The sequence below is a fragment of the Sphingomonas sp. PvP055 genome, assembly GCF_040546365.1.
Taxonomy (GTDB): domain Bacteria; phylum Pseudomonadota; class Alphaproteobacteria; order Sphingomonadales; family Sphingomonadaceae; genus Sphingomonas; species Sphingomonas echinoides_A.
Genome location: NZ_JBEPNS010000001.1, coordinates 1,867,810 through 1,884,631, shown reverse-complemented (window position 1 = coordinate 1,884,631; position 16,822 = coordinate 1,867,810). Strand labels below are relative to the sequence as shown.

The 16,822-nt window shown below is 64.2% G+C and carries 15 protein-coding genes; 11 read left to right on the top strand and 4 right to left on the bottom strand.

All coding sequences use genetic code 11. The features are described from left to right. The first annotated feature begins 60 nt into the window (after positions 1-60). Entirely contained in the window at positions 61-294 is a 234-nt protein-coding gene (locus tag ABIC16_RS09090; RefSeq protein WP_354290830.1) for a DUF4170 domain-containing protein, read from the top strand. 43 nt (positions 295-337) lie between these two features. Here ABIC16_RS09090 and greA read toward each other — a convergent pair whose 3' ends face one another. The 4 genes from greA to carA form a co-directional block, all read right to left on the bottom strand. Further along, positions 338-814 carry a transcription elongation factor GreA gene (greA, locus tag ABIC16_RS09085; RefSeq protein ID WP_242186948.1) on the bottom strand — a complete coding sequence of 159 codons (477 nt, stop codon included), beginning with the start codon at positions 812-814 and terminating at the stop codon, positions 338-340. A gap of 85 nt (positions 815-899) precedes the next feature. Then, on the bottom strand, positions 900-4,232 hold the full coding sequence (carB, locus tag ABIC16_RS09080; protein ID WP_354290829.1) for a carbamoyl-phosphate synthase large subunit: 3,333 nt from the start codon (positions 4,230-4,232) through the stop codon (positions 900-902). Then, the gene (locus ABIC16_RS09075) at positions 4,232-4,624 is read right to left on the bottom strand and encodes a ribonuclease E inhibitor RraB (protein WP_354292292.1); all 393 of its coding nucleotides are present in this window, start codon (positions 4,622-4,624) and stop codon (positions 4,232-4,234) included. Before ABIC16_RS09075 ends, carB begins: the two co-directional genes overlap by 1 nt. Continuing rightward, positions 4,624-5,901, bottom strand: coding sequence for a glutamine-hydrolyzing carbamoyl-phosphate synthase small subunit (gene carA / locus ABIC16_RS09070; protein ID WP_354290828.1), 1,278 nt, complete (start codon positions 5,899-5,901; stop codon positions 4,624-4,626). The genes ABIC16_RS09075 and carA overlap by 1 nt, the downstream gene beginning before the upstream one ends. 118 nt (positions 5,902-6,019) lie before the next feature. Here carA and ABIC16_RS09065 point away from each other — a divergent pair, with 118 nt between their 5' ends. The 10 genes from ABIC16_RS09065 to ABIC16_RS09020 all read left to right on the top strand — a co-directional run bounded on the left by ABIC16_RS09065 (position 6,020) and on the right by ABIC16_RS09020 (position 16,811). Continuing rightward, positions 6,020-6,487 carry a GatB/YqeY domain-containing protein gene (locus ABIC16_RS09065; protein ID WP_354290827.1) on the top strand — a complete coding sequence of 156 codons (468 nt, stop codon included), beginning with the start codon at positions 6,020-6,022 and terminating at the stop codon, positions 6,485-6,487. 56 nt (positions 6,488-6,543) lie between these two features. Next, positions 6,544-6,987 carry an endonuclease domain-containing protein gene (locus tag ABIC16_RS09060; RefSeq protein ID WP_354290826.1) on the top strand — a complete coding sequence of 148 codons (444 nt, stop codon included), beginning with the start codon at positions 6,544-6,546 and terminating at the stop codon, positions 6,985-6,987. After that, on the top strand, positions 6,984-8,867 hold the full coding sequence (dnaG, locus tag ABIC16_RS09055; protein WP_354290825.1) for a DNA primase: 1,884 nt from the start codon (positions 6,984-6,986) through the stop codon (positions 8,865-8,867). The genes ABIC16_RS09060 and dnaG overlap by 4 nt, the downstream gene beginning before the upstream one ends. After that, positions 8,867-10,894, top strand: a complete 2,028-nt coding sequence (gene rpoD / locus ABIC16_RS09050; protein ID WP_354290824.1) for an RNA polymerase sigma factor RpoD — start codon at positions 8,867-8,869, stop codon at positions 10,892-10,894. The genes dnaG and rpoD overlap by 1 nt, the downstream gene beginning before the upstream one ends. 122 nt (positions 10,895-11,016) lie before the next feature. After that, positions 11,017-11,625, top strand: a complete 609-nt coding sequence (locus ABIC16_RS09045) for a hypothetical protein (protein WP_354290823.1) — start codon at positions 11,017-11,019, stop codon at positions 11,623-11,625. 306 nt (positions 11,626-11,931) lie between these two features. Continuing rightward, positions 11,932-12,597: a DUF6975 family protein gene (locus tag ABIC16_RS09040; protein WP_354290822.1), complete on the top strand. Its 666-nt coding sequence runs from the start codon at positions 11,932-11,934 to the stop codon at positions 12,595-12,597. A 69-nt stretch (positions 12,598-12,666) separates the two neighbouring features. Continuing rightward, positions 12,667-13,521 (top strand): AAA family ATPase, encoded by an 855-nt coding sequence (locus ABIC16_RS09035; protein WP_277970893.1) that lies wholly within the window; start codon positions 12,667-12,669, stop codon positions 13,519-13,521. A 97-nt stretch (positions 13,522-13,618) separates the two neighbouring features. Beyond that, a complete protein-coding gene (locus ABIC16_RS09030; protein WP_354290821.1) occupies positions 13,619-14,179 on the top strand; it encodes a CHAP domain-containing protein in 561 nt (186 codons plus the stop codon). A gap of 58 nt (positions 14,180-14,237) precedes the next feature. Further along, the gene (locus tag ABIC16_RS09025; RefSeq protein ID WP_354290820.1) at positions 14,238-15,623 is read left to right on the top strand and encodes a glycosyltransferase family protein; all 1,386 of its coding nucleotides are present in this window, start codon (positions 14,238-14,240) and stop codon (positions 15,621-15,623) included. Between the two features lie 9 nt (positions 15,624-15,632). After that, entirely contained in the window at positions 15,633-16,811 is a 1,179-nt protein-coding gene (locus ABIC16_RS09020; protein ID WP_354290819.1) for a vWA domain-containing protein, read from the top strand. The last annotated feature ends 11 nt before the right edge of the window (positions 16,812-16,822 follow it).

Sequence of the window (16,822 nt, the reverse complement as noted above, 5' to 3'; positions counted from 1 at the left end):
GAAGCGGCCGGGCGTGCCTATGAGGTGCGCGAAACCTGCCGTTTTCGGGAACCCATTATCATGAGCAAGCTTCACCTGGTCTTCGGCGGTCGCGTTCGCGATCCGCGCGGAACCGACTTCGTCGATACCGCCGCGATCGAGATCGTTGGGGTGTATCCGGATTATGCCAGCGCCGAGAAGGCTTGGCGCGCCGCCGCACAACGTACGGTCGACGATGCCGAGATGAAATTCGTGGTGGTGCACCTGCACCGTCTGCTCGAGCCGGATCTGCTCACGCCAGGCACCGCCGCCTGAATACTGAAAAGCCCGCCATGCATCTGCACGGCGGGCTTTTTTATCAGATGAACTCGATCTTCGAGACGACGTAGTAGCGATCACCCGACGGAACGGTCACTTCGACCTCGTCATCGAGCTTCCGCCCGATCAGCGCGCGACCGAGTGGCGAGTTGTACGAGATGCGGCCGCCCTTGGCGTTCGCCTCGGTCTGGCCGACGATCTGGTACGTAACAGGCTTGTCGTCCTCGTCCATCAGCGTGACGGTCGCGCCGAACACGACCTTGTCGCCCGACAGGTCGCGCGGGTCGATCACCTGCGCGCGCGCAAGCTTGTCCTCGATGTCGCTGATCGACGCTTCGATCTGGCCCTGGCGCTCCTTGGCGGCGTGATATTCGGCGTTTTCCGAAAGGTCGCCATGCGCGCGCGCCTCTTCGATCGCATCCACGATCGTCGGGCGTTCCGCCTTCAGCCGTTTCAGGTCTGCATTCAGCGTTTCATAGCCTTCCTGCAGCATCGGCATCTTTTCGACGGTAGCCATCCCTTAAACCCTTTGTCTTCGAACAATCCCTTATCAAGCGAACCCTCCGGAGAGGGCCCGCCCGCACTGTTTCAATATGTCGGGATCAATGGTGCGAAGAGGAATAATAGGATTGTAACGGTCGCACTTCAAGGCTGCGTGTCGAAAGCGCGACGATTGCCTGTGCCGCCTCGACGCTCGCGGGTGCCGTGGTGAAGTAGGGAATCTTCAACTGGAGCGCGGACGCACGGATCGGCTGCGAGTCCTTGAGGCTCTGCCACCCTTCCGTCGTGTTGAAGATCAGCGCGATCCCGCCGTCCTTGATCCGGTCGACGATATGCGGCCGGCCCTGTGCGACCTTGTTGACGCGCTCGACCGCGACGCCCTGCCCCGCGAGGTAATCCGCGGTGCCCCCGGTCGCGACGATCGTGAAGCCATGCTCCGCCAGCGCCCGGACGCCCGGCAGGATCACCGGCTTGTCGGTATCCTTGACGCTGACGAACACCGCGCCCGCCTTCGGCAGGATCGTCCCCGCCCCGAGCTGCGACTTGGCGAAGGCGAGCGTGAAGTCGGGGTCGATCCCCATCACCTCGCCCGTGCTCTTCATTTCGGGCGACAGCACCGGATCGACGCCGGGGAAGCGGTTGAACGGGAAGACTGCTTCCTTGACCGCATAATAATCGATGTGGCGATCGATCAGCGGCAGGTTGGCGAGCTTCTCCCCCGCCATTACGCGTGCGGCGATCTTGGCGATCGGTGCGCCGATCGCCTTGGCGACGAACGGCACGGTGCGGCTGGCGCGCGGGTTGACCTCGATGAGATACACCTGCCCGCCCTTGACCGCGAACTGGATGTTCATGAGGCCGACCACCGACAACGCCTTGGCGAGCGCGGCGGTCTGCTTCTCGATCTCTTCGATGATCGCGGGCGTCAGGCTGTACGGCGGGATCGAGCAGGCGCTGTCGCCCGAATGGACCCCGGCTTCCTCGATATGCTGGAGCACGCCCGCGACGACGACATCGGTGCCATCCGAGATGGCGTCGACATCGACCTCGATCGCATCGCGCAGATACTGGTCGATCAGTACGGGCGAATCCCCCGACACCTGGACCGCGGTCTGGATATAGTCGTCGAGCTGGAGCGGCCCGTCGACGATCTCCATCGCGCGCCCGCCGAGCACATAGCTCGGGCGCATCAGCACGGGGTAGCCGATCCGCTCGGCGACCGCGATCGCCTCGTCACGGCTGCGCGCGATGCCGTTGGCGGGCTGGAGCAAGCCGAGCTTGTTGATGAGCGCGGCGAACCGCTCGCGGTCCTCCGCCAGATCGATCGCGTCGGGCGAGGTGCCGAGGATCGGGATGCCTGCGTCCTGGAGCGCCTGCGCGAGGTTGAGCGGCGTCTGCCCGCCGAACTGGACGATAACGCCCACGAGGGTGCCGTTCTGCTGCTCGACATGGAGGATTTCGAGCACGTCCTCTGCGGTCAGCGGCTCGAAGTACAGGCGGTCGGAGGTGTCATAGTCGGTCGACACCGTCTCCGGGTTGCAGTTGACCATGATCGTCTCATAGCCCGCATCCGCGAGCGCGAAGCACGCATGGCAGCAGCAATAATCGAACTCGATCCCCTGCCCGATCCGGTTCGGCCCGCCACCGAGGATGACGATCTTGCGCCGGTCGGTCGGCTGGCTCTCGCACTCGGGCTCGCCGAAGCTCGGGGCTTCGTAGGTCGAGTACATGTACGGCGTCTTGGCGTCGAATTCGGCGGCGCAGGTGTCGATCCGCTTGAACACCGGACGTACGCCGAGGCGGTGCCGCAAAGCGCGGACTTCGGCCTCGGTCACGCCGCCGGTCATCGCGACGATCGCATCGTGGACCAGCCCCGACCCGCGCGCGATGCCACGTGCATTACCGCGAAGGTTCGCTGATTTCAGCGCGAGATAGGCGAGACGCTTGTCACTGAATCCCATCGACTTCAGACGCCGCATCCCCGCCGCTTCGATCGGCAGGCCGTTGCCGCAGATCTGCTCCTCGGCTGCGACGATCTCGGCGATGCGTTCGATGAACCACGGGTCGAACTTCGCCAGCGCATGCACCTCGGCGACGGTGAAGCCCTCGCGCAGCGCCTGCGCTGCGACGAGCAACCGGTCCGGCGTTGCGATCGCGAGCGCGGCCTCGATCTCGGCGCGCGGCGCGCCTTCTAGGCGGTCGATCATGTTGAACCCCGACAGCCCGGTCTCGAGCCCGCGGAGCGCCTTCTGCAGGCTCTCGTGGATGTTGCGGCCGATCGCCATGACTTCACCGACCGACTTCATCGCGGTCGACAGCACGGCTTCGGCGCCCTTGAACTTCTCGAACGCGAAACGCGGGATCTTTGTGACGACGTAATCGATCGTTGGCTCGAACGATGCCGGCGTCGCGCCGGTGATGTCGTTCATGATCTCGTCGAGCGTATAGCCGACCGCCAGCTTGGCGGCGACCTTGGCGATCGGGAAGCCGGTCGCCTTCGACGCGAGCGCCGAGGAGCGCGACACGCGCGGGTTCATCTCGATCACGATCAGGCGGCCATCCTTCGGATTGACCGCGAACTGGACGTTGGAACCGCCTGTTTCGACACCGATTTCGCGCAGGCAAGCGATGCTTGCGTTGCGCATGATCTGATATTCCTTGTCGGTCAGCGTCAGCGCGGGCGCGACGGTGATCGAATCGCCCGTGTGGACGCCCATCGGATCGATATTCTCGATCGAGCAGATGATGATGGCATTGTCGGCGCGGTCGCGTACGACTTCCATCTCATATTCCTTCCAGCCGATCAGCGATTCCTCGATCAGCACTTCGGTCGTCGGCGAGGCGTCGAGCCCCGAGCGGACGATCGTCTCGAATTCCTCGCGGTTGTACGCGATCCCGCCGCCGGTGCCGCCCATCGTGAAGCTCGGCCGGATGATCGACGGAAGTCCAGTCCGTTCAAGTACTTCGAACGCTTCGGTGAGGCTGTGTGCGATGCCCGAGCGCGCGCTTTCGAGACCGATCTTGGTCATCGCGTCGCGGAACTTCATCCGGTCCTCGGCCTTGTCGATCGCCTCGGCATCCGCGCCGATCATCTCGACGCCGTACTTCTCGAGCGTGCCGTCGTTGAACAAGGCGAGCGCGGTGTTGAGTGCGGTCTGCCCGCCCATCGTCGGCAGGATCGCGTCGGGACGCTCCTTTTCGATGATTTTGGCGACGATCTCGGGCGTGATCGGCTCGACATAGGTCGCGTCCGCCAGCTCGGGATCGGTCATGATCGTGGCGGGGTTCGAATTCACCAGGATGATGCGATAGCCATCTTCCTTGAGCGCCTTGATCGCCTGCGTGCCCGAATAATCGAACTCGCACGCCTGCCCGATGACGATCGGCCCCGCGCCGACGACGAGGATCGAGGAGATGTCGGTACGTTTTGGCATTAGTGTGCTTGTCCGGTTTCTTCGGTGTCTTCTTCGTCGCTGCCGTCTTCCGACGTACAGCCCCAGCCGTCATATTCGACGCCGTACGCCATTTCGATTTGGACACACTTGCGCGTCAGCGCTCGAATCGAGGCTTCATCGGCGGCTTGCTCGCAGCCGAGGAACAGGCACATTTCGCCCTCTTCATCCTCTTCGCGCTCGATCACTTCGAAGCCGAGTTGTTCGGCGTCGGCTTCGAGCTTGTCGAGCGCGGCGTCCTCACCGCGGAAGCTGACGTCGACCGGGCGGATGAGATGCGCGATGTCGCCGCTTTCCTCGAGACTTGCGAGCACGTCCTTGTCGGCGGCCCACTCTTCTTCGAGCCGGGCGGGCGGGACTTCTGGGAGGTTCATCATGCCGGTGCTTTCAGGGATGAGACGAATTTCTCGAACAGATACAGGCTGTCCTGCGGGCCGGGGCTCGCTTCGGGGTGATATTGCACGCTGAACGCGGAGCGGTCGGTGAGTTCGATGCCGGCGTTGGAGCCGTCGAACAGCGAGACGTGCGTTTCGCGCGCGGTGGCCGGCAGGGTGGCGCGCTCGACCGCAAAGCCGTGGTTCATCGAGGTGATCTCGACCGCGCCGTCACTGAGGCGCTGGACCGGGTGGTTGGCGCCGCGGTGGCCCTGGAACATCTTGGTCGTGCTCGCGCCGACTGCGAGCGCGAGGAGCTGGTGACCGAGGCAGATGCCGAACAGCGGCTTGCCGGTGTCGAGCAGTTGCTGGATCACGGGCACGGCGTATTCGCCGGTCGCGGCGGGGTCGCCCGGGCCGTTCGACAGGAAAATGCCGTCGGGCGCGAGCGCCATGATGTCTTCGAAGCTTGCCTGCGCGGGGACGACCGAGACGTCCGCGCCGGCGGCGACGAGGTTGCGGAAGATGTTGCGCTTCGAGCCGTAATCGACCGCGACGACGTGGGGGCGCGTCTTCTTAAGCCCATCCCCTTCAGGGGAGGGGTTTGGGGTGGGGCTGTCCAGTGAAGTCACGGGGTCGGTTGGCTGCACGGCCCCACCCCCGGCCCCTCCCCTGAAGGGGAGGGGGGAAGAAGTGTCGTAGCCTGCGCCGAGCTTCCACACGCCGCCATCCCAGCCATAATGCATCTCGGTGCTCACCCCGAGCGCGAGGTCCATGCCTTCGAGCCCCGGCCATGCGCGCGCCATCTCAAGCAGTTTGGCGACGTCGAACACGCCGTCGGGCGCATGCGCGATCACGCCGTTGGGCGCGCCGCCGTTACGGATCCGGCGCGTCAACGCGCGCGTGTCGACGCCCGACAGGCCGATTCGCCCGTGCTTGGCCATCCACGCATCGAGTCGCTCGGTGCTGCGGAAATTGCTCGGTTCGGTCACGTCCTCGCGCACGATCATGCCCAAGGCGTGCGGATCGTTCGCCTCGACGTCGTCGGCGTTCGCGCCGACGTTGCCGATATGCGGGAAGGTGAAGGTGATCATCTGGCCCGCAAAGCTCGGGTCGGTCATGATTTCCTGGTAACCGGTCATCGCGGTGTGGAAGCAGACTTCGCCGACCGCGGCACCTTCCGCGCCGAAGCCCCTGCCCCACACGCATTCGCCGGTGGATAGCACCAAAACGCCGGTAGCTCCGTCGGGCACAGTCATGGGATTGGCGTCGGCCATTGCGGCGGGCACTCCGTTTTTCGTTTCGATGTCGCTAAGCGCCGGGAGCTAGAGGGGGATGGGCAGTGCGTCAATCGGATAAACCCGCTACCCTCCTGCCCCAGCAAAAGGACGACACATGATTCGAGACGACATCAAGGCTGCATTGATCACCGCGATGAAGGGCGGCGACAAGGCTGGCACCGCGACCCTCCGGCTGGTGCAGTCCTCGATCAAGAATCGCGACATCGAGGCGCGCGCGCCGCAATCGCGCGAGGGCAAGGCACCGGACGACGACAATGTGCTCGTGGTCGAGGTGCTGCAGAAGATGATCAAGCAGCGCCGCGAGTCGATCGAGATGTACGTGAAGGGCGGACGCCAGGAACTGGCCGATGCCGAGAGCGCGGAAATCGCGGTGATCGAGCAATTCCTGCCCGCACAGTTGGACGAGACGCAGACCGCGGCGGCGATCGAGGCGATCAAGGCGGAGCTTGGCGCTACGGGCATGAAGGACATGGGCCGCGTGATGGCGGAGCTCAAGGCACGGCATGCGAGCGAGATCGACATGAGCAAGGCAAGCGCTGCGGTGAAGGCTGCGCTGGCGTAATGGGCGAGGGCGCGCCCCTTCTTCCTCCCCTCCCGCTCGCGGGAGGGGACCGAGGGGTGGGCGCGCGGTTCAAACCAGGCCGACCGACTGCGGCGGCGAAATCGCTCCGCAACGAGGCCACGCTGCACGAGCAACTTCTCTGGCGGCAGTTGAAAGGCCGTCGCCTCGTCGGCCTCAAATTCACCCGGCAGATGCTGATTGCTGGCTACATCGTGGATTTCGCGTGTCGCGAGCATACATTGGCGGTGGAGCTTGACGGCAGCCAGCATAGCGATGCCGTGGCGTATGATGCCGCGCGAACCAGCGCGATCGAACGCGCTGGATATCGCGTCCTCCGGTTTCGGAACAACGATCTGACTTCGAACATGACGGGCGTATTGGAAATGATTGCTGACGCTGCGCTTTGTGGAGAGCGCGCGCCCACCCCCTACCCCCTCCCGCAGGCGGGAGGGGAGGATTTGGGGCTAGCGGATCTCCCTACGGGGACCGCAGACGCATGACCCTTTCCCCGCAATTCCTCGATGAACTCCGCAGCCGCACGCTGCTGTCCGGCCTGATCGGCAAGACCACCAAGCTCCAGAAGGCGGGGCGCGAGTGGCGCGCGTGCTGCCCGTTCCACAATGAGAAGACCCCGAGCTTCTACGTCAACGACGACAAGGGCTTCTACCATTGCTTCGGCTGCTCGGCGCATGGCGATGCGATCCGCTGGATGACCGACCAACGGGGCTTGCCGTTCATGGATGCGGTCAAGGAACTCGCGCAAACCGCCGGCATGGAGCTCCCCGCGATGGATCCGCGCGCGGCTGAAAAGGCCGAGGCCGCCAAGGGCCTCCACGAAGCCTGCGCCGACGCCGCGACCTGGTTCACCGAGCAGCTCGATGGGCTGGCGGGCGCCACCGCGCGCGGGGTTCTCGCCAAACGCGGGATCAAGCCCGAAACCGCGCGCACCTTCGGTCTCGGCTTCTCCCCCGATTCGCGCGGCGGCCTCAAGACCGCGCTCAAGGACTATGGCGACCCGCTGCTGATCGAGGCCGGGTTGCTGATCAAGGTCGACGACAAGGTCCCGTACGATCGCTTCCGCGGTCGCCTGATGATCCCGATCCGCGATCCGCGCGGGCGCACCATTGCGTTCGGCGGGCGGATTATCGGCGACGGCGAGCCCAAATACCTCAATTCCCCCGAGACCCCTTTGTTCGACAAGGGCCGTACGCTCTACAATCTCGATCGCGCCGCGCCTGCCTCGCGCAAGACGGGGCGCGTGCTGGTGGTCGAAGGGTATATGGACGTCATCGCGCTCGCGCAGGCGGGGTTCGGCGAGGCGGTCGCCCCGCTCGGCACCGCGCTGACCGAGCCGCAGCTCGAGCGGCTATGGCGGCTGTGCGAAGTGCCGATCCTGTGCTTCGACGGCGACAGCGCCGGGCAGAAGGCGGCTTTGCGTGCCGCACACCGTGCGCTGCCGCTGCTCCAGCCGGGTCGAAGCCTCGCCTTCGTCACCCTGCCCGCGGGCCAGGATCCCGACGATCTCGTCCGCGCCAAGGGGCCTGGCGCGTTCGAGGCGTTGCTCCAGCAGACCGAGCCGCTGGTCGACCGGCTGTGGAAAAGCGAGCTCGCCGCCGAGCCACTCGACACGCCCGAGCAGAAGGCCGGCCTCAAGGCGCGGCTCGCGGAACTCGCCAAGACGATCGCCGACAGCAACGTCGCACACGAATATCAGGCCGAGTTCCGCACCCGCTTCGACGAGGCGTTCCGCCCTCAGCGCAAGGTCTTCGAACCGCGCGCGCCGTTCCAGCCATTCCAACGCGGCAAGCCCGGCAAACCGTATAAAGCGCCGCATCTTCCCGTCGGGGATGGTGTCAAATCGGTACGCACGCGCGGAATCGACCCGATCCTCGCCAAGGCGGTGCTGGCCGGGTTGATCCGCCATCCAGCGGAAATCGCACGGCATATGGAGGTGCTGGGAAGCCTGAAACTTGCCGACGATGCGCTCGGGCGATTGTTCGAGGCGGTGGTTGATCTCGCGGTAGAAGACCATGTGCTTGATAGTGACCGGTTGCTCACCATATTGGCTTCATCCGGATTTGACAGTATCGCACATGATCTGCTGCGACCCGACCGTTTGTCGTGTTCGTTCACGCAGAAGGATGCCGAGCCGGCCCGGGCGCGTGAAGACCTCGACGAGGCTATCGCGATCCTGGTGGCGCGACCCGAAGTCGACGCCGCGCTGGCTGAGGCAACCGCTGCCATGCAGTCGGACTATTCGGATGAGGCCTTTGCCCGCCAAGTGGCGTTGGTGAAGGAAAAACAGACGCTCGACGCGCGACTTGCAAATCTGGTGCAGTCGAACGAAGACGCAAGAAGCTTTATGACCGAGGGCAGTTGATGGCGAAGACGGATATGGCGGACGTTGCGGATACGACTGAGTCGAGCGATGCACCGCTGATCGATTTGAACGACGCTTCGATCAAGAAGGTGATCGCGCGCGCCAAGAAGCGCGGGTACATCACCTATGAGCAGCTCAACGAAGCACTGCCGCAGGGTGAGATGTCTTCCGACCAGATCGAGGATATCAGCGCCGCGCTCAGCGAGATGGGCATCAACATCGTCGAGAATGACGAGCAAGGCGAGGACGGCGACGAGCCCGCCAAGGCCGAGGACGACGATGATGCGGAGCCGGTAGACGCGTCCGAGGACGCCGGCCCGGCGCTCGACGTCAAGAAGAAGGAAATCGTCGATCGTACCGACGATCCCGTCCGTATGTACCTGCGCGAGATGGGCGCGGTCGAACTGCTCAGCCGTGAGGGCGAGATCGCCATCGCCAAGCGGATCGAAGCCGGTCGCGACACGATGATCCTGGGCCTGTGCGAATCGCCGATCACCTTCAACGCGATCATCGACTGGTCGACCGCGCTCAACGAAGGCACGATGCAGCTGCGCGAGATCATGGATCTCGACGCGATGCTGTCTAAGGATCCCGCCCCCGAAGCGATGGCCGAAGCCGAGGATGGCGACGGCGAGATTTCCGAAAAGAACGCAGGGCCTTCGTTCAAGGAAGAAGCCGAGCCCGAGGAACCGTCGGTCGACGACGACGAGGACGGCGAGCGCCGCACGCCGCGCGCTTCAGACGACGAGGAAGAGGACAACACCCTCAGCCTCGCGCAGATGGAAGAGCAGCTCAAGCCGATCGCGCTCGAACGCTTCGCCAGCATTACCGCGCTTTACAAGAAGTTCAGCAAGATCCAGCAGGCCCGCCTCGACGCTATGGCGGGCGGCGGCGAACTTTCGAGCAGCGACGAGAAGAAGTATCACAAGCTTCGCGAGGAACTCACGGCGGAAGTCGAGAGCGTCCAGTTCCACAACGCGAAGATCGAGTATCTGGTCGACCAGCTCTACGCCTTCAACCGGCGCCTGACTGCGCTGGGCGGCCAGATGCTGCGCCTCGCCGAGCGCCACAAGGTGCCGCGCAAGGACTTCCTCGACCGCTATATCGGCCATGAACTGGACGAGCAGTTCCTGCCCAGCGTCGCGAAGCTCGACAAGAAGTGGACCGCGTTCGTCACCAACGAAGGCGAGGCCGTCGATCGCATCCGCGTCGAAATCAGCGAGATCAGCCAGGCGACCGGCATGGCGCTCGGCGAGTTCCGCCGGATCGTCAACATGGTCCAGAAGGGCGAGCGCGAGGCGCGGATCGCCAAGAAGGAAATGGTCGAGGCGAACCTGCGGCTCGTCATCTCGATCGCGAAGAAATACACCAACCGTGGCCTGCAGTTCCTGGATCTCATCCAGGAGGGCAACATCGGCCTGATGAAGGCGGTCGACAAGTTCGAGTATCGCCGCGGTTACAAGTTCTCGACCTATGCGACCTGGTGGATCCGTCAGGCGATCACGCGTTCGATCGCGGATCAGGCGCGGACGATCCGTATCCCGGTCCACATGATCGAGACGATCAACAAGCTGGTCCGCACCAGCCGCCAGTTCCTCCACGAGCAGGGCCGCGAGCCCACGCCCGAGGAAATGGCCGAGCGTCTGTCGATGCCGCTCGAGAAGGTCCGCAAGGTGATGAAGATCGCCAAGGAGCCGATTTCGCTCGAAACGCCGATCGGCGACGAGGAGGACAGCCACCTCGGCGATTTCATCGAGGACAAAAATGCGATCATCCCGGTGGATGCCGCGATTCAGGCGAACCTCAAGGAAACCGTCACGCGGGTTCTGGCGAGCCTCACCCCGCGCGAGGAACGCGTGTTGCGGATGCGCTTCGGCATTGGCATGAACACCGATCACACGCTCGAGGAAGTCGGCCAGCAGTTCTCGGTCACCCGCGAGCGTATTCGCCAGATCGAAGCGAAGGCGCTGCGCAAGCTCAAACACCCGAGCCGCAGCCGCAAGATGCGGTCGTTCCTCGACCAGTAAGGCGCGGTGCCTGTAGGGACGTCGATACGGCGATGGTGGGCACCCCCCACCATCGCCGTTTTCATAATCACATCCGTTTTGGCGCGAACCCGTGGCGTCCTCGCCCCGATCGCGCGATCTACTTGGCGATGATTGTCACACCACCGTTCTTCGCCGACGCGTCGATGCCGCGATCCGGCGATTCGTGCGTCACTTCCTCCATTTTGGTGCGGCATTTTGGCCTGTGGGGCCAGCGCGCCGCCAAGTCGCCCGTCGCGATCCTGCAGCATGGGCGCCCCCGCCTGATGCTGGCCTCGTGCGATCACTGGAATGCGCTGGTGGCCAAGGCAGCGGAAACGGCCTCGGTCGGGGCGATTGCGGCCGTCGAGGTGCTGGATGCCATTTCGGATCTGGTGATCGGCGCCAACTCCAAGGCGGTCGTCACCGAGACCAGCAGGACCGCACGTACCCATTTCGGCAGGATCGTGGAGCCCGGCGCGCTGCTGGAGACGATCACTCCGGAAGCCAACCGGGCAATGCTGCACGATGCCATCCGGAACGTGCTGGCGTCCGGGACCGAGGCCATGCTCGTCCTGCCATCCGCGGCCCGGGCCGGACGCACGATCCGATGGCTAATCGTTCCGCAACGCTACGGGATCGCGCTGATCGGTCGAAACGACCCCGCGATCGACCCAAGTTCGATCGGCAATACAGAAACCGACGATCTTGTTTGCCCGGATACAAGGACATGACAGGGTTCGCGCAAAGACATGCAAACGTTTCCGGCTTCGTCAGGACGTTTTCGACTACACGGCGGTTCGTGATTGCACCGGTGTAAAGTCTTTCTCGGGCAAACACTTGTAGAGTATTCTGCAAGAACGATCCTTTCGAAACAGGCTCGAAAAACCGGCTGTACAGGTAACCTGGCATTATTATTGGATGCGCACGAAAGGCCTTAAACAAAGTCTTTACGGTATTTGGCGTAGTCCTTGGGATCAATGGTGCCGTAGCCAGCGTGATCTGCCCACGTGTAGCCGGCATGAGGACGCGTACGAACCATGCCGAGCCGATCGCCCAACACGCCCCGACGCGATCTCGAACCAAGCGGCTTCGCAGTGCTTGCAGCGGCAGACGGAAGCGCCAGCCATCCCCTTCTCGCGCAATTGAGCGACGTTGCCGCGTGGGGCCGCGATATCGCAGATGCAATTCATTGTATTTGCGCGGTTCACGGCGGCACCACGGGCAATTTCAGGGCTGCTGCGCTGCATCCCGTTCCCGGCGTCGCGCAGCATTGGATGGAGGACGCCGCCATCGCGTTCGCAGGCGAGCGTGCCTATCTTGCTGCGGTCACCGCGGCGGTCGGGCCCCTGCCCTCCACACCGGGCCAAGCGGCCAGCGACAGTGCCTTTGCGGCGCTGCGCCACGCGTTCAATATGCTCGCGACGTCCGACCGGGTCGGCTGCTCGGCTGGTGCGGCAATTGCGCTGTTGACGGACTGGACGAGTTTCCGCCAGATTTTTGACACGGCGGCGGATCGGCTCGGTGTCGAGATTCCCGTCAACGCGCTGCCAGACACTACCGCCGTCATCGCAGCCTATGCAGCGCCGGAAGTCCCGGCAGCAGCGCAACGCGCGATCCGGTTCGGGGCACAACAGGCGTTCGCCCAGCATCGCGGTTTGCTCGACCTGCTCGAGGCGCGCGCCGCCGCACGCGATCACGCGTAGCGGCTTGCACTCGACCCGCCTTTGCCTCTATCGCCGTACCCGGAATTCAAACGGACGGGACCGATCGCGATGAAGCGTTTCGAAGGCACGCAAGGCTATGTCGCAACCGCCGATCTGAAAGTCGCGGTCAACGCCGCGGTGACGCTTCGTCGCCCGTTACTTGTCAAGGGCGAGCCTGGGACCGGAAAGACCGTGCTGGCCTATGAAATCGCCAAGGCGCTCGACGCAGAGCTGATCGAATGGAACATCAAGTCGACCACCAAGGCACAGCAAGGGCTGTACGAATATGATGCGGTGGCGCGGCTGCGCGACGGCCAGTTGGGCGACGAACGCGTCCACGACATCGGCAATTACATCCGGCGCGGCAAGTTGTGGGAAGCGTTCACGCGGCCCAAGCCGCCGGTTCTGCTGATCGACGAGATCGACAAGGCGGACATCGAATTTCCCAACGATCTGTTGCAGGAACTCGATCGGATGGAATTCCACGTTTACGAAACGCGCGAAACCGTTCGGGCGATCGAGCGGCCGATCGTCATCATCACGTCGAACAACGAGAAGGAACTGCCCGACGCGTTTCTACGGCGGTGCTTTTTCCACTATATCAAATTCCCCGACCGCGAGACGATGCAGGCGATCGTCGACGTCCATTTTCCGGGGATCCAGAAGATCCTGGTCAACCGCGCGATGGACATCTTCTACGACGTGCGCGACGTGCCGGGGCTGAAAAAGAAGCCAAGTACGAGTGAGTTGCTCGATTGGCTGAAGCTACTGTTGCATGAGGACATGCCGCTCGACGTGCTCCAGAATCGCGATCCTACTAAGGCGATCCCGCCGCTCCACGGGGCGCTGCTCAAGAACGAACAGGACGTCATGTTGTTCGAACGGCTCGCCTTCATGGCCAAGCGGCAGCAGAACAAGGGCTGACCGCGCGCTGGAATTGCCAACAGCCCCGGGTTTGCGGTAACGAGTCGTTACGGTCTTGCCGCTACGGGACGCTCGGGGGTGTCCGTTGGGATACGAGATGCGCAAAACGCTACCGATTGTTGCGGGAATGGCGCTGATCGCCACCGCTTTACCCGCGAATGCCGCCTCTTTGCTCGACTATATCGGCCAATGCGTGCCGTTTGCGCGCGCCGCTTCGGGGATTCAGCTGTTCGGCGATGCGTGGACCTGGTGGGACCAGGCGGACGGACGATACCGCCGCGGCGAACGCCCGCAACCCGGTGCGGTGCTCGTCTTCGCGCGCACCAGCCGATTGCCGCTCGGGCATGTCGCGGTGATCAGCCGGGTGGTGGATTCGCGCGTGGCGATGGTGACGCACGCCAATTGGTCGCGGATGAACGGCGAACGCGGGCATGCCGAACAGGACGTGACGCTGACCGACGTTTCGCCAGACAACGACTGGAGCAAGGTCAAGGTGTGGTTCCGCGACAATGCGGGGCTCGGGGGATCGGTGTTTCCGACCTACGGCTTCATCTATGGCACCCGCACGACCACCGGGGCGAGCGCACGCGCCGATACCGAGCTGACCGGGCGCAGCCCGGATTACGTGGGCGCGTTGATCGACTCCTACGCGCACTGACATCCTTAACGGTCGCGTAAGACGCAGTCGCTACCCCGGGGCCCAACAGGGGTTCCACTTGGTCGACCGGCACTATTCCTTCTTCATCGTGGCGATCGTGGCAGTGGGCCTGCTGCTGCGGATAGCGGCCGCGCAGGGCGGGCTGTGGCTCGACGAAGCGTGGTCGGCGGAATTCGCGCGGCAAGCGGGGACGCCGCTGGGTGTGCTGCTGAGCATCAATCACGACAACAATCATCACCTCACGTCGCTCTGGCTGCTCGCGGTCGGCGAGGCGGCGGCGCCCGTCGTGCAGCGCGCGCTTTCGATCGTCACCGGGACGATCGGCATCATAGTTGCCGCCGAGATTGTCCGTCCGCGCAACCGTGGCGTGGCGGTGATCGCCGCCGCGCTGTTTGCGGTTACGCCGATCCTCGTGACGATGGGGTCCGAAGCGCGCGGATATGCGGGGATGACGCTCGCGCTGCTTACCGCGATCCTGCTCGTCGACCGCTGGTTGGTGGAGGAGCATGGGGACAGGACGGCCTTTCGGCTGGGCCTCTGCTTTTTGCTTGGGGCGCTGTCGCAGCTGACGATGGTGTTCGGGTGCGTCGCGCTGGTCGGGTGGACGTTCGTCACGCTGGCGCAGCGCCATGGGGCCGGGATCGCCGCGCGCCGGACGCTGGCGCTGTTTGCGGCACCGTTGCTGGTCCTGGCGGCCGTGCTTGGGCTCGTCGCGGTTGCGGCGCTGGCAAGCCCCGCCGGATTTCAGATCGGCAGCTACATCCCGTTCCAGAGGAGCCTGTTCGTCCGAGCGCTTACCGATGTCGTCGGCTATACCGTCGGATGGGCGCCGCTGTCGGCGTGGGCGATCGTGCCGGTCCTCATTCTCGTCGCCGTAGCGCGGCGGGCGGGTGCACGGCATGTCGGCTTTTACAGCCTTGCGATCGTGGCGTTCCCGGCGATGCTCGTCCTGCTTCAGATCGGCAATACCGGCTATCCGCGCTACTACATGCTCACCGCCGTCGCGCTGCTGCTGCTGATGGCGGAAACGCTTGGCATCGCCGTCGCACGCGGTGGGTGGCGGCGCGGCGCGGCGCTGGCGGTGCTTGCCGCGATGCTGTCGGGCGGGCTGTGGCAGGATGCCGCGCTGATCCGCAACCAACGCGGTGACCCCGATCGCGCGATCGCCGCGCTGCGCGCCAGAGCACCGGGCGGCGCGACGGTCCTGCTCGATCCCGCAAGCGGCCTGGCGATCCTGCGAGTCGCCGCCGCGCGCCGGCATTACCCGATCGCGTTCGTAATGTCCGGGTGCCGCCCTGCCCGCTTCCTGTTCGCCCATTACTTCGCCGGGGAAAGCGTTCCGCTCGCGCCGATCCGCTGTGGCGTCCGCTATCGCCCGATCGCGAGCGCCACCGCGCAGGGTCTCTCCGGAACCCACTGGACACTGTACGAGCGCCGGCCCTAGCATGACGGCATGTTCCTCACCTTCCTCGACGAGCTGCGCAGCGCAGGCATCCCCGCCAGTTTGAAGGAGCATCTGCTGTTGCTCGAGGCACTCGACGCCGAGGTGATCGATCGCACCCCGGAGGCGTTCTATTATCTGTCGCGCGCGGTGTACGTGAAGGACGAGGGCCTGCTCGATCGGTTCGATCAGGTGTTCGCCAAGGTGTTCAAGGGGATCGCCACCACCTTCGGCGAGACCAGCGCGGAGATCCCGGCGGACTGGCTGCGCGCGGTCGCCGAGAAATATCTCAGCCCCGAGGAAATGGCCGCGATCGAGTCGCTCGGGTCGTGGGACGAGATCATGGAGACGCTCAAGAAGCGGCTCGAGGAACAGCAGGGGCGCCATCAGGGCGGGAACAAATGGGTCGGGACCGGCGGCACCTCGCCCTACGGTAACAGCGGCTATAATCCAGAAGGCGTTCGCATCGGCGGCGAGAGCACGCACAAACGCGCCCTGAAGGTGTGGGACCAGCGCGCGTTCCGCAACCTGGACAACACGCGCGAGCTCGGCACGCGCAACATCAAGGTCGCGCTTCGCCGCCTGCGCAAGTTCGCGCGCGAAGGCGCCGCCGACGAACTGGACATCGACGCGACGATTGCTGGCACGGCGCGGCAAGGCTGGCTCGACGTCGTGATGCGCGCCGAACGTCGCAACGCGGTTAAGCTGTTGCTGTTTCTCGACGTCGGTGGATCGATGGACCCGTGGGTCAAGCTGTGCGAGGAACTGTTCTCCGCCGCCACGACCGAGTTCAAGAACCTGGAGTTCTTCTACTTCCACAACTGTCCGTACGAAGGCGTGTGGAAAGACAATACCCGTCGTTTCGCAGAGCGGACCCCGGTGTGGGACGTGCTCCACAAGTTCGGCCATGATTACAAACTGGTGTTCGTCGGAGACGCGTCGATGAGCCCGTATGAAATCAGCCATCCGGGTGGATCGGTCGAGCATTTCAACGAAGAATCGGGGGGGACGTGGATGCATCGCCTGACGACGACATACCCTGCCGCCGTCTGGCTGAATCCGATCCCCGAACAGCAATGGGGCTATTCGCAGAGCGTGCGAATCATCCGCGAGTTGATGTCCGACCGGATGTATCCCCTAACGCTCGCCGGACTGGACGCGGCGATGCGCGAACTGACCCGCAAGCGTTAGGTCAGGCGGCC